19 protein-coding genes and 1 pseudogene are annotated in these 22,480 nt (G+C 59.4%); 9 read left to right on the top strand and 11 right to left on the bottom strand.

Translation table 11 applies throughout. From position 1 onward, the window contains the following. Positions 1-8: 8 nt before the first annotated feature. Both AB4Y43_RS14900 and AB4Y43_RS14895 read right to left on the bottom strand, forming a co-directional pair. Positions 9-1,577 (bottom strand): hypothetical protein, encoded by a 1,569-nt coding sequence (locus AB4Y43_RS14900; protein WP_368728096.1) that lies wholly within the window; start codon positions 1,575-1,577, stop codon positions 9-11. Further along, positions 1,574-4,399, bottom strand: a complete 2,826-nt coding sequence (locus AB4Y43_RS14895; RefSeq protein WP_368728095.1) for a type VI secretion system Vgr family protein — start codon at positions 4,397-4,399, stop codon at positions 1,574-1,576. Before AB4Y43_RS14895 ends, AB4Y43_RS14900 begins: the two co-directional genes overlap by 4 nt. A 430-nt stretch (positions 4,400-4,829) precedes the next feature. Between AB4Y43_RS14895 and AB4Y43_RS14890 the strand changes: the two genes are divergently transcribed. Then, positions 4,830-5,402, top strand: a complete 573-nt coding sequence (locus AB4Y43_RS14890) for an alpha/beta fold hydrolase (RefSeq protein WP_368728094.1) — start codon at positions 4,830-4,832, stop codon at positions 5,400-5,402. After that, positions 5,374-5,682 (top strand): hypothetical protein, encoded by a 309-nt coding sequence (locus AB4Y43_RS14885; protein ID WP_069261428.1) that lies wholly within the window; start codon positions 5,374-5,376, stop codon positions 5,680-5,682. Before AB4Y43_RS14890 ends, AB4Y43_RS14885 begins: the two co-directional genes overlap by 29 nt. Before the next feature lie 400 nt (positions 5,683-6,082). On the opposite strand, the gene AB4Y43_RS14880 is transcribed toward AB4Y43_RS14885, so the two are convergent. The 5 genes from AB4Y43_RS14880 to AB4Y43_RS14860 form a co-directional block, all read right to left on the bottom strand. Beyond that, positions 6,083-7,084, bottom strand: a complete 1,002-nt coding sequence (locus AB4Y43_RS14880) for a transketolase family protein (RefSeq protein WP_368616494.1) — start codon at positions 7,082-7,084, stop codon at positions 6,083-6,085. Beyond that, positions 7,081-7,932 (bottom strand): transketolase, encoded by an 852-nt coding sequence (locus AB4Y43_RS14875; protein WP_368728093.1) that lies wholly within the window; start codon positions 7,930-7,932, stop codon positions 7,081-7,083. The genes AB4Y43_RS14880 and AB4Y43_RS14875 overlap by 4 nt, the downstream gene beginning before the upstream one ends. 26 nt (positions 7,933-7,958) lie before the next feature. Beyond that, positions 7,959-9,287, bottom strand: coding sequence for an MFS transporter (locus AB4Y43_RS14870; RefSeq protein WP_368728092.1), 1,329 nt, complete (start codon positions 9,285-9,287; stop codon positions 7,959-7,961). Positions 9,288-9,429: 142 nt separating this feature from the next. Next, positions 9,430-10,179 (bottom strand): SDR family NAD(P)-dependent oxidoreductase, encoded by a 750-nt coding sequence (locus tag AB4Y43_RS14865; RefSeq protein ID WP_069261432.1) that lies wholly within the window; start codon positions 10,177-10,179, stop codon positions 9,430-9,432. A 109-nt stretch (positions 10,180-10,288) separates the two neighbouring features. Beyond that, entirely contained in the window at positions 10,289-11,191 is a 903-nt protein-coding gene (locus tag AB4Y43_RS14860) for a LysR substrate-binding domain-containing protein (protein ID WP_069261846.1), read from the bottom strand. A gap of 396 nt (positions 11,192-11,587) precedes the next feature. Between AB4Y43_RS14860 and AB4Y43_RS14855 the strand changes: the two genes are divergently transcribed. The 6 genes and pseudogenes from AB4Y43_RS14855 to AB4Y43_RS14830 all read left to right on the top strand — a co-directional run bounded on the left by AB4Y43_RS14855 (position 11,588) and on the right by AB4Y43_RS14830 (position 19,331). Beyond that, positions 11,588-13,120 (top strand): sugar ABC transporter ATP-binding protein, encoded by a 1,533-nt coding sequence (locus AB4Y43_RS14855; RefSeq protein ID WP_368728091.1) that lies wholly within the window; start codon positions 11,588-11,590, stop codon positions 13,118-13,120. Between the two features lie 46 nt (positions 13,121-13,166). Further along, positions 13,167-14,162, top strand: a complete 996-nt coding sequence (locus AB4Y43_RS14850) for an ABC transporter permease (RefSeq protein WP_368728090.1) — start codon at positions 13,167-13,169, stop codon at positions 14,160-14,162. A 30-nt stretch (positions 14,163-14,192) separates the two neighbouring features. Next, entirely contained in the window at positions 14,193-15,212 is a 1,020-nt protein-coding gene (locus AB4Y43_RS14845; protein ID WP_368728089.1) for a substrate-binding domain-containing protein, read from the top strand. Positions 15,213-15,290: 78 nt separating this feature from the next. Beyond that, the gene (locus tag AB4Y43_RS14840) at positions 15,291-16,187 is read left to right on the top strand and encodes an amidohydrolase (RefSeq protein WP_069261435.1); all 897 of its coding nucleotides are present in this window, start codon (positions 15,291-15,293) and stop codon (positions 16,185-16,187) included. Between the two features lie 1,005 nt (positions 16,188-17,192). Then, positions 17,193-18,968 carry a diguanylate cyclase gene (locus AB4Y43_RS14835; RefSeq protein ID WP_368728088.1) on the top strand — a complete coding sequence of 592 codons (1,776 nt, stop codon included), beginning with the start codon at positions 17,193-17,195 and terminating at the stop codon, positions 18,966-18,968. 178 nt (positions 18,969-19,146) lie between these two features. After that, positions 19,147-19,331 (top strand): annotated as a pseudogene (locus AB4Y43_RS14830) (hypothetical protein). Between the two features lie 62 nt (positions 19,332-19,393). Here AB4Y43_RS14830 and AB4Y43_RS14825 read toward each other — a convergent pair. After that, positions 19,394-19,576, bottom strand: a complete 183-nt coding sequence (locus AB4Y43_RS14825) for a hypothetical protein (RefSeq protein ID WP_368682384.1) — start codon at positions 19,574-19,576, stop codon at positions 19,394-19,396. A 173-nt stretch (positions 19,577-19,749) separates the two neighbouring features. Further along, positions 19,750-20,352: a response regulator gene (locus AB4Y43_RS14820; RefSeq protein WP_368728087.1), complete on the bottom strand. Its 603-nt coding sequence runs from the start codon at positions 20,350-20,352 to the stop codon at positions 19,750-19,752. Between the two features lie 358 nt (positions 20,353-20,710). On the opposite strand from AB4Y43_RS14820, the gene AB4Y43_RS14815 reads away from it, so the two are divergent. Further along, positions 20,711-21,154, top strand: coding sequence for a PaaI family thioesterase (locus tag AB4Y43_RS14815; RefSeq protein ID WP_069261437.1), 444 nt, complete (start codon positions 20,711-20,713; stop codon positions 21,152-21,154). An 86-nt stretch (positions 21,155-21,240) separates the two neighbouring features. Here the strand turns inward: AB4Y43_RS14815 and AB4Y43_RS14810 are convergent, their stop codons facing one another. Continuing rightward, positions 21,241-22,089 (bottom strand): ureidoglycolate lyase, encoded by an 849-nt coding sequence (locus tag AB4Y43_RS14810; RefSeq protein WP_028202870.1) that lies wholly within the window; start codon positions 22,087-22,089, stop codon positions 21,241-21,243. Between the two features lie 69 nt (positions 22,090-22,158). Next, the coding region (locus tag AB4Y43_RS14805) for an SDR family oxidoreductase (RefSeq protein ID WP_368728086.1) at positions 22,159-22,480 on the bottom strand (322 nt) is incomplete at its 5' end.

Here is a 22,480-nt window from a genome sequence, read left to right as displayed (position 1 = left end):
GCCCTAGGCTATCTTATCCTGCTCGCTTTCAGCTTGACCGCTTCTTCAACCTCTCCCTCCTTGTAGTGATGGGTGAAGGGAAGGTCGTGGTCAGTATGGTCGTGTTCAGCGCCCGTCGTGAGCGCTTCGACGTGTTGCACGGCGGACGGAAGGTAGAACGGGACGTACAGCAGATGTCGCGAGTACCCGGACCTCAAAATCGTGTTGACCAGGCCTTGGTCCGAAACGGCTCCGGAGAGTTTGGCTTCAATCCACTCGTGACTCATCTGGACCCGGGCGATTTTTGCACTGCTCGATCCGGTCGCGGTGGTCTTGTCCTTCGGCGTTGTGTCCGCTGTCGGCGTTGCGGAGTCGGCCTGCTGCTTTCTCGCAGGACTGCTCTCATTTGCGGAGCCACCTGGTGTTGGTTTTCCACCGCCAGATGCAGGCTTCCCGCCGCCAGGCTTGCCGCTACCTCTGGTCGGCAACGCTGGCCCTGCGTCGTCCGGCGGCTCAAGCAGGTCCTGGGCAGGAGGGCGCACCGCCTCCTTAATCGTTCCGAGCTTGCTGGAGATATTGTGCTTTGCGTTCGGGTCTTGCAGCTTTCGCGTTGTCGTCGACGATTTCATTTCGACGATGGCGAAGTCCTTCATCTGGTTGCTAAAAGGGGCGGCACGCCAAACACCGTCGATGCCGTGACCACGTGCCTTGACGTCGAAAAGCTTGTTCAGCTTGCCCTTATCGTTGAGCTTGCCCATAACCCGCAGCCCCGGCTGCTCACTCCACTTGCCGCTCAGGCCTTTGTCGTGGTCCTTCCAGCCATTTCCCCATTTAAGCTTTTCATAGCAGTAATAGTCGCCGATGTGCTCACCCAGAATGCCCGTGATATTCGTCGTGATGTCGGTGACAGCGAGCTTGGCATTGACGACGCCGCGCGAGGGCGTCGGCACAGGTCGGTCCTGGCCTGTTTTGGCTTCTTCGCCCTTTGCACCTGGCTTGTCAGTCGTTCGGTGCTCCTCGAGCGTGCTGACGGCTGACGAGTTCGGCTGCTTTTTGCGCCAATGAAGCAGCTTGCGCTGGACGAACTGCGCGAGCCAGTATGGCAGGTTAGTTTCTACAAAGGCCAGTGCCTGCATGAACGTGGCTTGAACACTCGTAGGCATCTCGCGATACAGCCAGGACTTCTGGATATGTTCACGAGCCTCCGTGAGGTACGTCTTGACGCCCGTTGCATCGAACAGCTTGTCGATGAGCGCATCCGGGCTGGTCTGGAGGTGCGCACGCTGAAGCACCAGACGCAGAATGTCGAACAGCAGTGGGCCATATATTTCGGACTTGTGGTTGACCAGGCGAAACGTCCGCTTGACGCCGGCGCCGACGACAGGAACCCAGCCCACGACGGCGAATACCAGGTCGATGCCGGCCTCGATTTTCGTTATCTCGTCCACACTTTCGCGAGCGTTCCAGACCGTCCAGACGCTTTCCGTCGTGTCGTAGACGTTCTGCGCGACGTAGAAAAGCGGGAAGGCGTTAGACGCCATCGACAGCCCAATCTCCTTGGCCGCATCTTCGATTGCCTGCTGGTCGTTAGCGTTCATGTCACGTCCGGTCGGCCAGAGAATTTGTTGAACAGGCTGAAGAGGTTTTCGTCCGTGATGCCGTCATGGCCGCCTGCGTGGAGTTCCTTGAGGATGTCTTCCTGCCCAAGCGCCTTCGCCGCCTGCACGGGCTGCGGGGTGAAGGGTCGCGCGTCTTCTCCGAAGAAGACCTTGGCGGGCCCGTCGGGCACGTCCCGAAGCAGGGCATGCCCGTTGCCGTCGAGCTTGCCCGCCATCGTCGTGCCGTTTTCGAACGCCACCTTGTAGGGTGCATTGGGCACGGCCTTCAGGTTGTCGTCCATCAGGTTCAGCTCGAGCTTGTTGTGCAGGTCGCCCTTCGGCAATGTGGGCAGGTCATAGGGACTGCTCGTGGGGCCGTTGAACGCATGCTGCGCACCCTTGATGTCTATCTGCCCGGGAGCATGAATCTCGATGTTGCCATCGTGGATGCGGATGTACGCGCCCCCAGCGGTCAGCAGGACGCCCTGGCTCGCAGCCACTTCCACGTTTTCGGAGGCCGACAGCACCTTCACTGTCTTCTGCGCGGTCAGCTCGATGTTGTCCGAGTGCGCGCGAATCTCGACCTTGCCCTTCGCGGCGAAGAGCTTCATCCCTGCGTTCTGGACGAAGAGGCTGATTTTGTCGGTCACGCTCGCAAGCAGCGACTTGCCTGTGGCGATATGCGTGCTTTGACCGCTGACCAGGGTGAGCTGCTCGTCGGCGCTCACGTGCACTGACTGCTGCGTCGAGACGCCGATTCCCGCCGGGCTTGCCGCCAGGAGAATGGGCTCCTTGAACGCATTGGCCGAACCAGTGCCGCCGCCGGCAGTACGCCCCCCGCTCGCCTGGCCCTGGGCGCTATCAGTCGACGCTGCGGTGAAGGCTTTGAGCGCGTCCTGGCCTGCTTGCAGGCTTTCGGCCTGATGCGTCGTGCTCGCGCTGCTGAGCGATTCGAGAAGGTTGCCTGCGCCTGACAACTGCCCTCGTGCGGCGCTTACGTCAAGTTGCTGCGCGTTCGTGCCTGCGGCTGCGTGAGTCGAGAGGAACAGCCCGCGGTTCGCGCGCAGCGCGCCGTAGGCATCGGTGCGTAGTTCGAAGCCGCTGCCGAGATAGCTGCCACGCGTGTTGCCGTCCTGGGCAATGAGGTAACCCATGTGCAGCATGGAGTTGCCTTGGGACGACAGCAATTGAAGCCGATTCTGGGCTGTTGCGTCGTCCATGACGAGCTGGTTGAAGCCGCCCGCACCACCGTATTCGCGCGACCGAAAGCCAGAGAGGATGCCATTCGAGTGCCAATGCGGCTGCGTCGCGCCGTTATAGACATGCCCTGTCGCGATGGGCCGGTCGCAATCGCCTCCGACCCAGTCGATGGTCACTTCTTCGCCGATGCGGGGCACGTGGACGCTACCGTAGCCGTTTCCCGTGTCCGAGAACGCGGCGCGCACCCAGCACGTCGCGGCGGACGCCTCACGTCGGTCCCAGTGCATGCGCACGAGGATGCGGTTGAGCGAATCGGTGTAGACCTCTTCGTTCTCCGGGCCCGTCACCGTTGCCGTCTGAAGGTGCATGACCGGCTTGCGGTGTTCGAACGGGCTGCGAAACGGAACCTTCAGTCGCTGCGCCTCGACCTCGACGAGAAAGAAGCCATCGCTGCCATCGCCGACAGAATCTTCGACCGAGAACGCAGCCGCGCACTGCTCATAGGTAGCGCGAACCGCCGCCAGACGTTCAGAGAGGCTATGCGGGAACGCGTGAGTCTCGCTAACCGGGATATTGTTACGGATGTACCACGAAGCTTCGATGACCGCGAACTTCCGGTCCTCGCCGTCGTCCTGCTCGTGCGCGGGATGGTTGTCCAGCGAGAACCAGCGGCCGACGTCGATGCTGCGCAGGCCTCCGACGCCAAAAAAGCGCTTCGCGCGCGACTCCCACTCTTCCAGCTTGAGCTTGGTGAGCTTGTCGCCACGGTCGCTTTCCTGCCAGCTATAGGCGCCTGTGTATTCGTAGACCTCCGCCTGTTGTGGCAGGTCACCTTGATTCCCGACGGTTGGAAACGAAGTCTCCTTGCTGGTGCCAGGATTCTTGTAGTCGAAGGTGCGCGAGCTGTAGCTCGTGCTTTGAAGCGTGCGCGTGCCGGACCACTGCACAAGCGCTTCCGTCTGGCTGGAGCTGCCGGCACGGTAGAAGTCGACCTCCTGGGGCGACATGGCCTTGAGCGAATAGAGGTCATCGGTAACGACAAGCGTGTGCGACTTACCATCGTCGGCATGCTCGAAGTAGTAGAACCAGCCTTCGGACTCGAGCAACCGGTGCACAAAAGTCCAATCGTCCTCGTACTGAACGCAGAATGACCGGACCGGTGATGCGTTTTGAATGTCAAACCGGAATGCCCCGGCCGCCTGCGGATGCATCTGAAAAACAGATTCGAGGATAGCCTCTACTGACTTGTCCTGGAAAATCTGCGCGTCCTTGCGGAACTTCAGGAAATGCAGCCATGAGGAGTAGCCCAGTTGGTAACTCGTTAGCTCCCCGTCGGCGCCAAGCCGGCGCGCGGTATGGACGTAGCCATGCTGCGGGCGATAGGACTTGTCGGCGCGCTGCAGCCAGAGCGTGACAGGCTGGGCAATAAGAGACTTCAGCTCGAGCGAGCTGTTCGTCGAGACAGCGTCGATGACGTATTCGAAGTTACGGCCAAGCCGTGAGGTACCCGTCACGATTTGCGGCAATAGCGCATTCGCCCCCGCAGGGGAGTCGAGTTTTACGAGCCGGTCAGCCTGGAATAATGCAGACTGCATAAATGAGATAATGTCCTGCGCTCCCATTTAGATTTTCCTTGTCGGGGCATCCCTTAAAGTCGACCGAAATCATAAGGGGATTTTTCCGGCTCGACAATTCCGTCTGATTGAAGCCCTCGACATTTAACATTCCCTGATGAAAACGTCATGACTGCCGTGCTCACTCTGGGTGCCACGCGATGACTGGCGGCCCTGAGCGGCCTTGGCGTTCTCCTTTTGATATTCCTCAGCAGTCGAGTTGGGGCATACGGCGGTACGCCGGCGTATCGGTCCTCGTGAAAAAAATCGCCACTGGCGAGTCGTTTGATGACGCATCTCGCGGGCGTTTCAGAAAATCTATGATGAGCAATTTCGTCATTAGCGGCCGCCTCTCTTGAATAATCACCCGGAGACGCAACTATTCCCGTACTTTGCAAGTCCACCACACAGCCATAAACTAACTTCCAGGAACTGGACCGTGCGCCTGATTTTCCGAATTGGCCTAGTCTTGCTGTCAATACTCGCCGCGCTACTTATTGCGGGAACGGGCTACGAAGCGCTCCAGCGGCACCTCGCGGCGAAGAACCATCAACCGCCGGGTGAGATGGTGAACATCGGCGACCGGCGCATACAGCTCAACTGCACTGGCAATGGCAATGGCTCTCCGACGGTGGTGTTCGAATCCGGCTTGGGCATTAGCGGTTCGCTGGACTGGTCGGCCGTCCAGCCATCCGTTTCGAAGGTCACCCGCGCCTGTTCATATAGTCGCGCAGGAATCATGTGGAGCGACCGCAGCTCAGAAGCACAAGATGCCAAATCGGTTGCTGAAGGTTTGCATCGCGCATTGCAGGTCGCCGGGGAACGCGCCCCCTTCGTGCTAGTCGGTCAATCGCTCGGTAGCGCTTACATCATGACTTATACAAGGAGCTATCGCGTTGCAGAGAACGTTGGACGTTCCACACGGAAGACGTTAATCTGGAAGCACTTCATGAACAGTCTGACCACCGTCAAGGAGCTGGCACATGGAAGTGAGCACCGAAGCGCTTGTTGAGATGCTGTGTGAAGTCGAGGCAGAAGACCCAATCGACTATGCGGACCTACCGTTCGGCGAACAGGAGCTACGACGCCTTGTCATGTGCTCGCTGGTAGAACGGCACCACGTTGTAGAGGCGGCGATGTCGGACTCGGACCTCCATGCGATGTACCTGCTGAGCACCGCGAAGCTTGTTCTCGAGAACACGGTGCTCCACGCTCGTCTGCTTTTGCTTCAGGGACAACAGGTCGACATTCAGTCGCTCCTCGCTCCGTTCACCCTCAAGGGCAAAAAATAACGAGGCGGAATGCGTACCGAGAGAAGAGCTCGTTTTGTCTCCTCCTCAGTACGCAGCCAAGGCACCGCCTTCGCAAACCTAGCTGTGCAGAAACCGGTGCACGGCCCGTCAAACGCAGTATGCGAAGCCTGCCGCGAATACGCTAGTCCGAGGTCGTCTCTTGAGCCCTGAGTTCAATCCATGTTGGCTGGTGCCTGACGCTCGCAAGAAACACGGCGAGGTCACCACGGGCTATAGATGCCATCACATCGCTTTCCCGCGGCGCGAGACCTGGATAAAAAATGGCCCACCGGTAGTGGGCCTAGTCCATTCCACGTGATACATGGAGGAGACGCTTGAAAAGCGAGTATCGCCAGCGTACGCATCTCCTACACGCGAACGCCTGCTGACCAGCTGACGTTTAAGTCAGCCACTGTTTGATGTTGGCCGCCATGACATTTGTCGAAATGCCATAGCGGTCGTGGAGCGTCGGCAGTGCACCGGCGTCGAGAAACTCGTCGGGCAGCGCGACCTGTTTGAACGTACACGAAACGCCGGCGCTCAAGAGCGTGGTTGCGACAGCTTCGCCCAAACCGCCTATAACCGTATGGTTCTCAGCGACGACGACCATGCGCCCCGTCCGCTTCGACTCGCGGATGATGGTCTCCGTGTCGAGCGGCTTGATGGTCGGAACGTGCAGCACTGCAACGTCCACCTTGTCCGACGCCAGCGCTTTCGCAGTTTCCAGCGCACGCATTGTCATGATGCCCGACGAGATGATGAGGACGTCGTTGCCATCGCGCAGCATCTTGGCTTTGCCGAGTTCGAACTGATAGTTGTACTCGTCGAGCACCGCGGGCACGTTGCCACGCAGAAGGCGCGCATAGACCGGACCCTTATGCGCCGCGATGGCCGGTACCATCTGTTCAATGTCGAGCGCATCGCACGGGTCAATTACCGTCATGTTTGGCATTGCGCGCATGAGCGCAAGGTCTTCAGCGGCCTGGTGGCTCGGGCCGTACCCGGTCGTCAGGCCAGGCAGCGCGCAGACGATTTTGACGTCGAGGTTGTCCTCGGCGATGGTCTGATGAATAAAATCATACGCTCGACGCGTCGCGAACACGGCGTAGGTGGTGACGAACGGCTGCGCTCCTTCGTGGGCGAAGCCGGCGGCAGCGCCCATCAGAAGCTGTTCCGCCATGCCCATCTGGTAGTACCGGTCCGGGAACTCTTTTGCGAAGACATGGAGGTCGGTGTACTTGCCCAGGTCGGCCGTCATGCCAATGACATTCGTCTTCGCGCGAGCCAATTCGACAAGTGCATGCCCGAACGGCGCAGAGCGTGTCACCTGGCCTTCGCCGGCGATGGACGCAATCATCGCCGAGGTCTTCAGACGAGGCTTTTTATCGACGACCGAGTTCATGCTTTGCTCCCTGCAAAAGTTTCATCAAGTGCATCCAGCGCCAGCTTCCATTCATGAGCGTCCACCCGGATGAAGTGGTTCTTCTCCCGCTGCTCGAGGAAAGGCACGCCGCAGCCCATCTTCGTGTCGCACACGATGATGCGAGGCTTCGGCTCTTCCAGCTTGCGAGCGTTGTCGAAGGCAGTCTTCACGGCATTGATGTCGTTGCCGTTCACCCGTTGCACGTACCACCCGAACGCTTCGAGCTTCGGAACGAGTGGCTCGAAGGCCATGATTTGCGTCGACGGGCCGTCGGCCTGCTGGTTATTGACGTCGACCATCGCAATCAGGTTGTCCAGCTTCCAGTGCGCTGCCGAGAGGAGACCTTCCCAGATGGCTCCTTCGTCAAGTTCGCCGTCGGAGAAGAGCGTGTACACGAACGATTTAGAGCCTTTGCGCTTGAGTCCGAGACACCGGCCCACGGCAATCGTTAGCCCCTGGCCGAGCGACCCACCGGACATCTCCATCCCCGGGGTGTAGCTCGCCATTCCGGACATGGGCAGACGGCTGTCGTCGCTGCCGTAGGTCTCCAGTTCTTCTTCGGGAAGAATGCCCGCTTCGAACAATGCAGCGTACAGCGCGATTGCGTAATGACCATTCGACAACAGGAATCGGTCCCGGTCCTCCCAGTCTGGCTCCGCCGCGCGGTAGTTCATCGCGCCGAAATATGAAACGGCCAGAACGTCAGCGATGTCGAGCGCTTGGCCGATATAACCCTGGCCCTGTACTTCGCCCATTAGCAAAGCGTTACGGCGGATGCGGTATGCGCGCTCAGCGAGCGACACATCCTCGATGACGGTTGTACTCATTTACTCGTCTCCTGGAAAGAGTTCGTTCAGCGATTGACAGTCTTTGCGGGCACGAAGAACACCAGAACCGCGCCCAGAACGACAGCCGTCGAAATGAAGATGAGGCCTGCTGTCGCGTGGCCGGTTAAGTCATTTAGCCATCCGACAATGGCGGGCGAGAAAAAGCCGGCCAGATTCGCGAAACAGTTGACCGCGGCAATTCCGGCCGCAGCGGACATACCGCTGAGAACAGCAGTAGGAAGCGCCCAAAACAATGACGACGACGCGAGGATGCCGGCAGCAGCGATGCTCACGCAGATAATCGAGGGACCCACGCTTCCGAGCATCGGCAGTGTGGCGAAAGCGGCGGCAGAAACCAGCATCGGAATCGCCAGATGCAAACGGCGTTCGCGGCGCTTATCGGCGCTACTTCCGAGTAACGGCAACGCGATGATGGCGCAAATGTACGGAATCGCGGTCAGGACACCAACCCACAGCGGGTCCGCGACACCTGTGCGACGGATGATTGTCGGCAGCCAGAAGGTGAGGCCGTATTGACCGAGAACTACACAGAAGTAGATTCCAGCCATTAGCCAGAGACGACGGTCGCGGACAAACGCACGGATGGACACGTGCTCGGTGGCCGCCGTACGGTCGCTTTCCACGTTGCGCTTGAGAAGTGCCTTTTCGTCATCGGACAGCCATTTCGCACTGGCGATTCCGTTGTCGAGATACAGAAAAATTGCGATGCCAAGGAGCAACGACGGGAGTGCCTCCAGCATGAAAAGCCATTTCCATCCTGCAAGTCCCTGGGCTCCCTGGAAGGAATGCATAATCCAGCCGGAAAGCGGGCCACCGAGGATGCCAGCCATTGGAATCGCCATGAAAAACATCGAGAGCGCTTTTGCGCGCCGGGCGGCCGGGAACCAGTAGGTCATGTACAGAATCACGCCCGGCGCGAACCCCGCTTCCGCGACGCCGAGCAGGAAGCGCAGTACATAAAACGTGGTCGGCGTCTTCACAAACAAAAAGCTTGCGGAAATCACCGCCCAGGTCAGCATGATGCGCGCGAGCCAATTTCGCGCGCCGACTTTGTGCAGAATGAGATTGCTCGGGACTTCGAAGAGGAAGTAGCCCAGAAAGAAAATGCCTGCACCGATGCCATAAATGGTTTCAGAGAAGCGCAGGTCGTTGAGCATCTGCAGCTTTGCAAAGCCCACGTTCACCCGGTCGAGATACGCGCCGAGGTAACAAAGCATCAGAAAGGGAATGAGGCGACGGGCGACTCTTGCGTAAGTTCGCGCCTCAAAGTCTGATGAGTCGCTCGAAGCCGAGAGGTCTGCACCGATTCCCGGTGTGGCCAGTCTGGATTTCATGGGTTGTCTCCTGTCATCTGAGCTCGTCACGGTGACGGGCTCAGCGCCATGTCTCTGTGCCGCTTTGGCGGCAAGACGCCCCGGCTAGGCCAAGTGCGTCGTATGTTTATGCAATGTCGGAAGCGAAAGAGGGCACGTCACTTCAATGAATCAGCATGCCGCCGTTGACGTCGAGAGTGATGCCGGTCAGATAGGTGGAGAGGTCGCTTGCCAGGAACAGGCAGGCATTGGCGATGTCGTTTGCCTCGCCGAGACGCCCCAGTGGGATGCCCTTGATGATGTCTGCGCGCATCTCAGGGGTCAGCTTGTCGCCCGTGATGTCCGTCTGGATAAGGCCGGGCGTAATGGAATTGACGCGGATATGGTCGCCGCCGAATTCACGAGCCATCGCCTTGGCAAGCCCGAGAACGCCAGCTTTCGCTGCGCTGTAGTGCGGGCCGCCGAAAATGCCGCCGCCGCGTTGCGCGGAAACGGAAGACATGCAAACGATGCTGCCACGCTGCTGCTTCTTCATGTGCGGGATGACGGCCTGTGACATATACAGCGTCCCCAGCAGGCTCACGCCGACGACTGCGTCGAAGTTGTTCTTCGAGATTTCGAGTGTCTTGATGGGCTGCGTAATCCCGGCGTTGTTTATCAACGCGTCGATTCGGCCGTATTTAGCAGCGACTGCATCTGCTGCAGCGACGCAGGCTTCCTTGTCGGTGACGTCGCACGCCAGACCGAGATGACCTTCCCCGAGGTCACGCGCAGCGCTTTCCGCGTCCGCCAGGTTCAGGTCCAGAATTGCAATGCGCGCGCCGTGTGCTGCCATCGCCTTTGCCGTCGCTTTACCGATGCCGCGTGCCGATGCCGCGCCCGTGACGATAACGACTTGATTCCCGAGCAACATGTGGGTGTCTCCATTGATGAACTAGGTGTAGGCGAAGTTTGTCCGCCGGCGAACCTTGCATCAACGCAGTTCCCCTCAACCATAGCTGAGAAATTTTCAGCCCCCAGGGTTATCCCTGCGAGCCCACCTTGCAGCGTTCAATTTCCTCTTCAATCCAGGTCAAAAATTTTGCAACTCGGGGCAATTCGGCGTTCTGGCTAGGGTAAACGAGATGATGTGCGCCAACCTCGACCGAATGGCTATTGTCGAAGACCTGCACAAGTGCGCCGTCCTTTATCTTTTGCGAAGCCATCATCACGCTTTCCAGAGCAATTCCGAGCCCTAGCGAAGCTGTCTCGATGGACATGTAGGAACGGTCGAACGAGAAGTCGAACGTCTTGTTCGCACCAGCAACCCCGGCCCGCCCAAACCATTGCCGCCACTGAACGAGAGGCGTCTCCGAATAGACCAGCCGCTGGGCCAGCAGGTCATCTGGAGTCTTCACCGGATGCCGCTCGAGATAGGCCGGCGACGCCAGCGGGGCAATGAATTCGCCCCGGACCGTGCGCACTTCAAGGTTGCTCCATTCTCCATAGCCATGACGAATGTCGATGTCGTAATACCCGTTCGAAAACGATACGTTCTCGTATGAGCAGGCGACGTTCAACTGAACGTCGCCATTTGCTTCCTGAAACGAGGATAGCCGCGGCAATAGCCACATCAGGCCGAAACTCGGGCTCGAATGCACGCGCAGGATGTCGACTTCCTTCTGGCTCGAGGCACGCTCAGTTGCCCGGCTGAGGTCTGCCAGCGACCCCGTCACATCGGCAAGATATCGCTCCCCGGTCGGTGTCAGGACGAGACCACGACCTGTCCGTTGAAACAGGGATTGGCCAATCATTGATTCGAGGTTGCTTAACTGATGGCTGACGGCCGACGCCGTAAGGTCAAGCTCTTCCGCTGCCCGGTTGACGCTCTTCGTGCGTGCAATGCTCTCGAAAGCAATGATGGCCTTCAACGGAGGAATTCGCATGGTCAAATTTTTTTCAGTCGCGATTGAACAAAACTGCATTGCCTTCTGACGGTGGTCGCTGCCATCCTCGACATCAACGATACGGACAGGAAAACAGTTGAAATGTTACCCCGTGTCAGGTCACCCAGTGGCCTAAAACATTGCCTCATATAAATATGGCGCGGTGCAGCAACCGCACAGGAGACGTAGATGAATACCCTGAATTCCCCTCCCAGCGAGCGATGCGTCTGTCGCTACGTGGTCGCCCCCAGCTAAGGAGCGCGACCGGCACTGAGTTCGGCTCGCTGCATTTGTAGCCACTCAGTTAAGCCTCCGAAATTTGTCACTCACTGCAGGCGGCTCTCGCAACCTGCGGTTGGAGCCGTTCGTTCGCTGTTTTCGCGACGGAGATGCGCAATGTCTGAACAACCTACGTTGTTGCTCGCGAAGTCAATCGTCAAAAGCTTCGGGGCTACCAGCGTCCTCAAGAGCTTCGACCTGTCTGTCCGTCCAGGAGAGGTACACGCGTTCCTTGGTGGGAACGGAGCCGGGAAGTCGACGTTCATCAAGATTATCTCTGGCCAGCATCAACGGGACGGGGGCACGCTTCAATTCGCCGGACGCGACCTCGGTGGTTCCTCAGCATCGCCCGCTGACACAGGGGAGATTGCGGTTGTGAACCAGGAGCTGGCACTGCTGCCGCATCTGTCGGTCGCGGAAAATATCGCCATGCCTCGGATGCAACGCGCGCTCGGGACCTATAGCGAGCGAGCATCACGTGCTCTCGCGATTGATGCTCTATCGTTGATTGACCCGCAGTTCGCACGGGAATCGGTTAGCCGTCTGGTGGGTGAGCTATCGCTTCACGAGCGACAGCTCGTCGAAATCGCTCGAGCACTCCGCTCTGGCGCGAGGCTGCTACTGCTTGACGAGCCGACAGCGAACCTCACTGCTGCCGAGACTGGGCGTCTTTTTGCGGTCATTCGAAGGCTGGTAGCGGAGACAAGTCTTGCCGTCCTGTTCGTATCTCATCGCATGCGCGAGATACGTCAGATTGCTGACGTTTGCACCATCATTCGCGACGGAAAAACAGCCGTCGACCGTGCGCCTCTAAATGCCATCACGGACCGCGAAATCGTCGACTATATGGGGCAATCCGTCGAGCCTGTCCAACAAACCGAGGTCAGCCTGGACGCTGCATCGGATTTGCGGGAAGGTCACGACACAAGTCACGACAACGGTGGCACCGCGGAAAGGCCCATCATTGTCCGCCTCGACGATATCGAACTCGAAATACGTCCGGGGGCCATTGTGGGACTCGCGGGCGCTCCGACCGGTCCTCTGGCTCTCATTGAGGCCCTAACGGGACTCGGCCCAAAATCTCGATGGGATATCGAGCGCGCTGGCAAACCGGTCAAGCATCGCGGGCCGTCAGGCGCGGCTCGCGCCGGGGTCGGCTATATATCTGGCGACCGCGCAAATAAGGGCATTCTCGCAACGCTTCCAATCATCGACAACCTGATGGCAGCGCGGCGCATCGTCGAGCGAAAAAAGATAGCTCGTGACGAAGAGCTTCGGCAGGGGCAAGCCCTCCTCGACGCGCTCAAGATACGTGCTGGTTCCCTATGGCACCTCCCTTCAACTTTGAGCGGTGGCACGCAGCAAAAAATCCTCGTTGCGCGCTGGCTGAATCTGAAACCGAAACTGCTGGTGCTCGAGGAACCCACGCGCGGAGTCGACATTCGGACAAAGCGGGAAATCTACGCACTCGTTCGCAAGCTCGCCAGACAGGGCACGGCAGTCGTCTGGTGGTCGACTGAGTACCTGGAACTGGTCGAACTTTGTGACACGGTGCTCGCATTTGACCTTTCCGGGCGGCCGACCGGCATTCTTCGTCACACAGACGTTAGTGAAGAGAGCCTTGCTAGCGCTACAGGAATGGCCGCCTGAAACATTGAACGTTTCGGACATCGAAGATTAAGTCAGGAGACAAAACATGAAAGCAGTGACGCATTCAATACGGAGCGGCTCGAAGGATTCTGGCGGTGGTATCCGGCGCATATTGTCGACCTATCGTACCGAAATTGCTATCGCGATTGCCATTGTTGTCATCGAACTTGCTGTCGGCATGGTCGTTCCGGCTGCGCTATCGATGGGAAACTTAGCGAACGTTACCCAGGCTGCGGCACCGCTCGTCATCATGGCGTTCGGTGTACTCCTCGTGATTATCACGGGTGGTATCGACCTGTCAGTCGGCTCAGTCTTTTCCCTGACAGGCATGGTCACCGGTCTCGCGATGTCACATGGCTATGGCGCCGTCGTCAGCAGCATCGCAGGCCTGGCTGTCGGTTTCATCATCGGTTCGATTAATGGCGCACTCGTGACCTTCGTAGGTCTCGCGCCATTCGTCGTCACGCTTAGTACGTATGCCATTGCCGGAAGTCTGTCGTTCATCGTCACCGACGGCCACTCGCTACCTATCAACGACCCGAACTATTGGCTGCTCAACTCCGGAACATTGATTCCAGGAGTCATCAACTACGTGCTCTGGTGCGTGCTGCTGCTGATTCTTATCGAGTTTTGCCTGCGAAAGGTTGTAGCAGGGAGATGGCTCTATGCGGTGGGTAGCAGCAGCTCTTCCGCTCGTGTCATAGGTATTCCAGTTAACCGCGTTCGTTTGTCCGCGTATGTAATTTCGGGATTGCTCGCGTCATTTGCGGGCATCGTGAGCATCTCGTACATCAGTAATGCAGAGGCAACGGCGGGGTCCGCCCTGATGCTTCAGGCAATCGCGGCGGTGGTCATCGGGGGCGCAAGCCTCTTCGGCGGCACCGGGTCGGCCATCGGTGCGCTGCTCGGCGCGCTGATGATAACGATTATCCAGAACGGCGCGAATCTCATTGGCGTGAACAGTTTCTGGCAAGGCACCGTGACAGGTGTCGTGATTCTCATCGCGGTGCTTGTCGACCGCGTCACCAAAGCACGGCGATAAGCCGGCGGCACAACACTCAGCAAGGAGACAATGATGAACGTCTTTCGACTCGCCAAATTTCACCACCTTGGGAAGCCGTTGACCACGATGGCTGTCTGTAGCGCGCTGGCTTGCGTCGCGATGGCATCACAGTCGGCGCTCGCGCAGGCCAAACAGACGGTTGCGTACATCGCACCGTCCTTGGACATTTCGTACTGGCAATGGGTCGCGTACGGAGTGAAAGAGCGCGCGAAAGAACTGGGCATGAACTACGTGGAATTCACCTCCGAGAATTCTCCTGCCAAGCAGATGGACAACGTAAAGACGGCGCTGACGCGAGGCGTCTCCGCTATTGTCATGGGGCCCGTCAGTTCGACGAGCACGCCTCCGGTATTGAGGCTGCTAAAGGAAAAGTCTGTCCCCATCGCGTTTGCTGGCATCGGTCCACAGGCTGGACAGACCGACTATACGTCGGCGGTCACCGCCAATAATTATGAAACCGGCAAGGCACAGGGCTCGTATGTCTGCAAGCTGGCGAAGGAGCGCGGCGGTAACAAAATTGCGATGCTGTCGCTTCCGCAAGACCGCGAGAACGCGCAAAAATATATGAAGGGCGCAAAGGAATCGTTTGCTGCGGACGGTTGCGACCTGGTTCAGGTCCTTGAGACCCACGGTCTGACCGTCAACGAGGCTGTTTCGCAGGCGAACGACATTCTGACCGCCCACCCCGACGTTAAGGCCATCTACGGGATGTACGATGAAGCGGCGACGGGCGCGGCCAAAGCGCTTCAAACGCGGGGACTCACAGGTAAGGTTGCCGTTGTGACGGCGGATGGAAGCCCGACCACCATCAAGCTGTTGCGTGATGGTGCCGTCCAGGGAATTTTCCTGCAGGAAGCCGTTGGCCAGGGTGTCGACGCCACCACTCAGGTGAACAACGCCTTGAACAAGAAGCCAACGACTCAGGAGCTGGCGCTTAAAGAGCCGCTCGTTACCAAGGAAACGATTGACCAGCCCGCCACCCAGGCTACTGTGAAGCGCGTGTATCCGCCGTCGGCCGGCAGCTACTAAGCGCATTTGCTCGTGCGACGGCCGCCTGTGGACGAACGGGCGGCCACGTGCCTTGATTCAAACGTATTCGGAGACATTGTGGACAACCTTCCCATCATTGACCCGCATCATCATCTTTACGACCTGAAGAACGGCGACTATCCGTGGCTTCAGGGGCCCATGCTTGAGCGCGTTTTCGGTGATTACTCGGCGATTCGTGAGGACTATCTGATTGGAAACTTTCTGGCCGACATCAAGAACCAGAATGTCGTCAAGACGGTCCACCTGCAGGTTGAATATGACCATAATGACCCGGTGGCGGAAACGCGGTGGCTCCAGGGCGTGGCAGACAAGCACGGTTATCCGCACGGAATCGTCGCCTTTGCAGACTTGTCGTCACCGAAGGTCCAGGAGGTAATGGAGGCACATCTCGAATATCCGAACGTGCGCGGAATCCGACAGTGTCTTAACTTCCATCGTGACCCAGTCAAGACGTTCATTGACAGTCCGCACCTCATGAGCGACCCGCAATGGCGAGCGGGCTACTCCCTCTTGCGACGCTACAACCTGTCCTTCGATTTGCAACTGTACTGCACGCAGATGGAAGAAGCGACGGCGCTGGCCCAGGCTTATCCCGATACTCCTGTCATTCTCAACCATACTGGCATGCCGGTGGACCGTATGCCCGCCGAAGTCGAAGGCTGGAGAAAAGGGATGAGGATGCTGGCATCCGCGCCAAACGTTTCGTGCAAGATTTCGGGGCTCGGGATGGCGGACTGGAAGTGGACAGTCGACAGCATTCGGCCGTTTGTTCTCGATGCAATCGATGCATTCGGCGTCGAGCGATGCATGTTCGCGAGTAACTTTCCTGTCGACAAGTTGTTCAGCAGTTACGATGCGGTCTTTGATGCCTTCAAGGCAATTACGAAGGACTTCTCTGAATCCGAGCGTCGTGCACTGTTCCACGACAATGCAGAGCGCGTCTATCGACTCTGATGGGCTACCGAGCATCTTTGGGGCGCGGTTTGCTGGCTCGCTGTCCTGGCACAGCCATCCGAGTCATCATGACGGGTTTATGGTCGGCACCGCAGCAATAGTTTCGTGCCATGCTTCGCGCCCCAGTATATGCAAGACCAAAATAGGTGCGTGACGCGAAGAGCGCATGCAGTTCACGCGGTCGACGAGCTTGTGGACACCTAGACTCGTGGCAGCAGACTTTAACCGCAAGCTGTGCAACTGCAGGCGTGAGCCCGGCCGTTTTGTCCAAATAGTGTAAGTTTGTGTAATTGACGGCGGCAAGCCATTTAAATGAAGCTCGTGTCCTGAGCAAGGTGCGAAACGCTCTCCGACCGAGCGTTCATCGTGTCGAAGACGCGCACCCCGGGCGGGATATGCTTGCGCGGGCACCAAACCGAGGAACACAAACGGCCCAGCGAACCAGCGCAGCGGCGAAGACTGCGTTCATACGGGGGAAACCAGGACGCAAATGTTTCTCAACGTCGTCGAGTGCAAGTTTTAGAATTAAATCCCTAATAGTTGTTCACGCAACTACATCGGTTGCACGCGTGACGTAATACACTCTGACTATTGTTCAAGACACTTTCGCAATCAGTTTTGGAAGAGTTCGGATTGAGCAGAACGGACTTCCGTGGCCTTCTCCTCGCGGTCCGCTTGCGGGGGTGCCTGCACTGGCGGCACAAACAGGTATTTTCCGCAGACGGTCCACAGAACTAGAGCCGTCCAGCATGGTGCCCCGTAAAGTTTCGCCGTTCCTGGCCGATAAATGGATTCGTGAGGCAGCAAGGCGTCTTGCTTAACGTGCCTTCCGAACATGCACATGGGCGCCGCGCATCCATCCGGGATGCAAGCGAAGACCAAGAATACAGAGAGATAAAGATGGGGAATTCGGCTGCTCGCCGCTCGCCCGATTTGCGAGCAGATTCGCGGTCGTCAAGTCTTGCCAGCCACCCTGCGGACGTCTGGCACCTATTGCTAGCGTTCATGGTAACAACGCTCACCTGTCTCGCCAGCGGAGCGCTCAAAACCATGGCGGGAGAAATCGCGCCAATATGGCTAACCAACGCGGTGCTGCTGTCACAACTGATGGTTGCACCGCCTCGGCGACGGTATTCGGTTTTCGCCGGTGGTGTGCTTGGCAATCTGGCTGCCAATCTTTTCGTGGGCGAGAGTTTCGGCGTATCTGCGTCCTATTCGTCTGCCGACATCGTTGAGGTACTTATCGCCCTTGCCTTTGCACCACGCATCTCGACCGTTTCCGAGATGGTTCGGGCGAGGCCGCTGACGAGATTTGTGGCGGGCGGCGTACTGCTTGCGCCTGCGGTGTCGGGCGTCCTTGCGATGACGCTACTGCATGGACGACTAAGTGGGCGGCTGCTGCCTGACCTCGCCAACTGGTTTATTTCGGATGCCCTGAGTCTCGCCATCTTCACGCCTGCCGCGCTTGTTTTCTGGACTGGTGACGTGGCTCATTTGCTGCGCGCCGACCAGCGCCGCAAGACTGCGTTCCTGTTACTGGTGGTTTGCATTGCCACGGTAGGCGTGTTCGGCCAAAGCCGTTTTCCGCTCCTGTATTGGGCGCTCCCGCCCATTGTCCTGCTCGCATTTCAGGCAGACCTCGCAGGTGTCATGGTTGGCCTGCTTCTGTGCCTCGCAATCGCCGTCTCTTTCACCCTGCGCGGAACGGGCCCGCTATGGGTCTTCCCCTATGAAACGATGCAAGGTCGTATCTTCGGCCTGCAGCTTTTCCTCGTCGCCGCATTGGGCATCGCTTTGCCCATCACCGCCACCCAGGCCCAGCGCAACCGGCTCTTCATGATGCTGCGTGACGGCGAACGTCGATATCGGGTGCTCGCCGAAAACGCGACTGATATCGTCATGAGTCTCGGGTTGGACGGCAGGCTGACCTACGTGTCCCCGCGTATCACCTCATTGTTGGGGCACTCGCCCGAGCACCTCACCGGTACACACCTGACCGACCTGGCGTTAGCCGATGACCGCGATGCGCTCGCAGCGGCCATAGCGAAAGTAGCCTCGGGTGAGGTCGAAGCTTCTGAAACCAGTCGCCTCCGACACATGAACGGTAGCGTTCTATGGATGGAGGCCCACCTGCGCTGCGTAATCGAACCGTTCTCGGGAAAGCCCGATTCTCTGACCGCTACGGTCAGAGACATCACTGAACGAACGCTATTGGAGAAACGTGCCGCTGAAGAAAGAGCCGAGTTACGCGGCCTCGCCTTCCGGGATGGACTGACTGGACTGTTCAATCGGCGCCATTTCGACCGCGAGCTGGCGCATCACTGGCAACAGGAGTCGCGTGCCGACAAGCGGGGATATCTGGCCGTCATCATGACGGACGTTGACGCGTACAAGAGCTATAACGACTTCTACGGCCATCAACGCGGCGATGAATGCCTGCGCATCGTTGCCGGAACAATTGCATCGTCGGCCGCGCGCTTTACTGACACCGTAGCGCGATATGGCGGCGAAGAATTTGCGTTGATATTGCGCGACACCGACCGGGATGGCGCACTAGTCGTAGCCGAGCGAATCCGACAGGCGGTAGAAAGCCTCCGTCTTCCGCACCGGGGGAGCAATTCCGGGATTGTTACCATCAGCCTCGGTGTCGCCGTCCTCCACACGAGCGATGGTCACGACCCGACGCTCCTGGTGGCTGCAGCGGACCGGCGCTCTATGCCGCCAAACGACAAGGTCGCAATTGCACATGCGTGGCAGATGGAGTTGACGAGGCGTCGGTAGACATCTAGCTTGCTCGAATACGCAGACAATCGTTTGCACGCGTGTTTGAAGTCCTGCGAACGCGCGACGACGTGGATTGGAGGCGGATGGTATGCCGAGCTGCGCAGCGTGACAGCCGGTGCTGAAGGTTCTCATACAATCGGCGTTGGGTTACCACGTCGGGCGAGGCCGTTTGCACATGGAGCAGGAAGAGTACAAAGGTTACGTGCTATGGGGGCACGCCATCGCGCAACAGAACTCCTTGCCCCGGTGCGTTATGCCGCAAGCGGCCCGATTACTCGGGAGCAAAGACCGGTCGAGGCTTCCGTCATACTTGGCATCTTCGGCACGCCAGACGACGCGCAGGTGGCGGGACTGGCTTAGGCTCGCGCGTGGGTGGACTCGCACGGGTAGCGTGTGCCCGTGCAGACAAGCGCTTGCGGCGCTCAAAAGAACGTTTCGCGGCGTATAGCGGCGACGCTCGCGCCTAGGCGCAACAGGCTCGTGGACTGCTGCGCCGGGTCAGGCGCCAGCTTGATGACGGTACCCTTGCGCAGCACGACCCCGTCGGGCTCTGCACGAGGGGCGGTCGTCACGCGCATGACTTCGCCCTGCGCGCTGAGCTGCACGAGCCCGGCACCGCGAAGCGCAGGCAGTGGACGCGGTGCGTCCGGTGGCGGCTGGCCGACATCCTGCGCAGATAGCCAGGCTGCGACGGTTATCGATTCGCTGAGACGCGGAAGTTGAAAAAGCCCGGCGCCGCGCGTAACCGGGACCTTAGCCCATCGCGGGCGCGTCGGCGTCAGGTCGCGGTGCCGTGCGCGTCCAGTAGCCGGCCGATGACATGAAGCAGGCGCCCTATCGGCGTGTGCTTCATCAGGAGGACGTCCCATAGGTTGCCTGTCGGACAGGGCGGTAGCGCAGCCGACAGCATCACAACGGGAATGGTTGCCGTCGCAGGGTCGGCCTTCAGCCACCGGCAGAAGGCAACGCCATCGACCGCCGGTATCATCCAGTCGGTGACGATGACGTCCGGGCGTCCGGCTGCCGTGACAGGCATAGCCGCGAGGCCGTTCAGCGCCGTGAGCACACGATAGCCCTCCGCCTCGAGGAGTATCCGAAGCGGACGAAGGATGTTCGGGTCGGGCATCGCGCCGATACGTCTGTCGACCATCGCGACCGAGAAATCCACGCCGGCGACGTCCGCACCACGGCGCCTGGCTGCGGCAGCGAGGTAGCCAGGCCCGCATGCGACGTCGAGAAAGCGCGTGCCACGCCCCACGCCAAGCGTCTCGAGCATCGCGCGGTTCGACTGGGCAGTCAAATCGCCGAAATACGTGTGATAGGCCTGCGCGACACGTTCCCAACCTTCGTGCTCGAATGCGCCGAAGTCGGCTGGTCCCATTTTTGTCTCCACTCTTTCAACACCTTAGCGCGTTGGGGCGCAGGGCTTCATGTTCCTCGCAAGGAGGATGGCAGCGCTTGAGCTGACGGGCTGACGGCCTGACGACCAGCGAAAATCACGCCGTGTTTGCAAAGAATTGACGACCAAGATGGGAAAATGGCGCCAAATGGGCTAGTTCCGTATACATTTTGCAATCAAATGCTTGCTGACAGGGGAGTCGTTCGTATACGTAATTGGGCCCTTTTCGTATACGCAACTAATGTAAGTTGGCAGCTCGATTCGATTCACCTTGACTCGACGCTAAGGCTTCCTAGAGTGGTTAGGAAACCACTCGGGGATAGACCCAGGGAATGCGACGATGACAGATCTTGTGGACCGCGCACGCGGCGCTTTGCATGCCCAACCGTTCAGCGTGCTGCTCGGAACGGAACTGACACACGTGGGAGCGGACGAGCTGACCCTGCGCCTGCCGGTACGCGACGACCTCAAGCAGCAGCACGGCTACGTGCATGGCGGCGTGATCAGCTATCTCGCCGACAACGCGCTGACCTTTGCCGGCGCGCTGGCCCTTGGGCCGCGGGTGGTGACGGGGGAATACAAGATCAACTATCTGCGCCCGGCGCTCAAGGGCACGCTGATGGCGCGCGCCCGTGTAGTGCACGCGGGGCGCCACCAGGCCACCTGCCAGTGCAGCGTGTACGTGATGGAAAACGGCGACGAAAAGCTCGTGGCGCTGGCGCAGGGGACGGTGAACCGGCTCGCGGAAGGCAGCGGGCCGGAAGACAAAAGTCCGACGAACTGAAAAGTCTGCGCCGCAAAACAAAGCGCGCGAGGTGAAGCGGGTTTGTCCCGCCTCCCCTCGCGCGCTTTTTCGTGCGTCAGGCGCGCTTACTCTGCCGCGCGCGTTTTCTGCTGCTGCTCGCCCAGGCCCTCGATGCCAAGGCGCACCGTCTGCCCCGCCTTCAGGAACACGGGATTCGGCTTCACGCCCATGCCCACGCCCGGCGGCGTGCCGGTGGAGATCACGTCGCCCGGCTGCAGGCTCATGCACTCCGAGAGATAGGAAACCAGCTTCGCGACCGTGAAGATCATCGTGCGCGTGCTGCCGTTCTGGTAGCGATGGCCGTCGACTTCGAGCCACATGGAGAGGTTCTGCGGATCGGCCACTTCGTCGCGCGTGACGAGCCACGGGCCGGTCGGGCCGAAGGTGTCGAAGCCCTTGCCCTTGTCCCACTGGCCGCCGCGCTCGATCTGCCATTCGCGCTCGGACACGTCGTTGATCACGCAGTAGCCCGCCACGTAGTTGAGCGCATCGGCCTCGCTCACGTTCTTTGCGTGCTTTCCGATCACCACGCCCAGTTCCACTTCCCAGTCGGTCTTCTTCGAGCCGCGCGGGATCTCGATGTCGTCGTTCGGGCCGACGATGGCGCTCGTCCACTTGTTGAAGACAACCGGCTCGCTCGGCACCGGCATGCCCGACTCGGCGGCGTGATCGGCATAGTTCAGACCGATGCAGACCATCTTGCCGATGTGGCCCACGCAGGGCCCGATACGCGGATTGCCTTCGACGAGCGGCAGCGTTTCCGGGTCGATCGTGCGCAGTTGCGCGAGGCCGGCGTCCGAGAGCACGTCGCCCGCAATGTCGGCCACGTTGCCCGAGAGCGCGCGAATGCGGCCTTCGGCGTCGAGCAGGCCCGGTTTCTCGTGGCCCTTCGGGCCGTAGCGAAGCAGTTTCATCGTCTGTGTTCCTCGTGTGTCTGTGCGTTGCAGTCGGTCAGAATCGCCTGGGGCGATGGTTCGGGCTAACTAGTTCGACCATCCGCCGTCGATCACATGCGCCTGGCCGGTCGTGAATCCGGATTCGTCGGAAGCGAGGTAGAGCGCGAGCGCCGCGATTTCCTCGGGCTTGCCCACGCGCCCCATCGGCTGGCGCGCGACGAACGCGGCGCGCGCCGCGTCCACGCTCGTGCCCTGCGCCGCCGCCTGCGCGGCGATGCGCTCCTCCAGCGACGGCGACGACACCGTGCCCGGGCAAATCGCATTGCAGCGGACGCCGCGCGTCACGAAGTCCGCGGCCACAGCCTTCGTCAACCCTATCACAGCGGCTTTCGAGGCGCCGTACACGAAG

The sequence above is a fragment of the Paraburkholderia sp. BR10872 genome, from assembly GCF_040965835.1.
In the GTDB taxonomy this organism is placed as follows: Bacteria; Pseudomonadota; Gammaproteobacteria; order Burkholderiales; family Burkholderiaceae; genus Paraburkholderia; species Paraburkholderia nodosa_A.
Note: the sequence above shows the minus strand (reverse complement) of the source record. Positions and strands in the feature narration are given on the sequence as shown.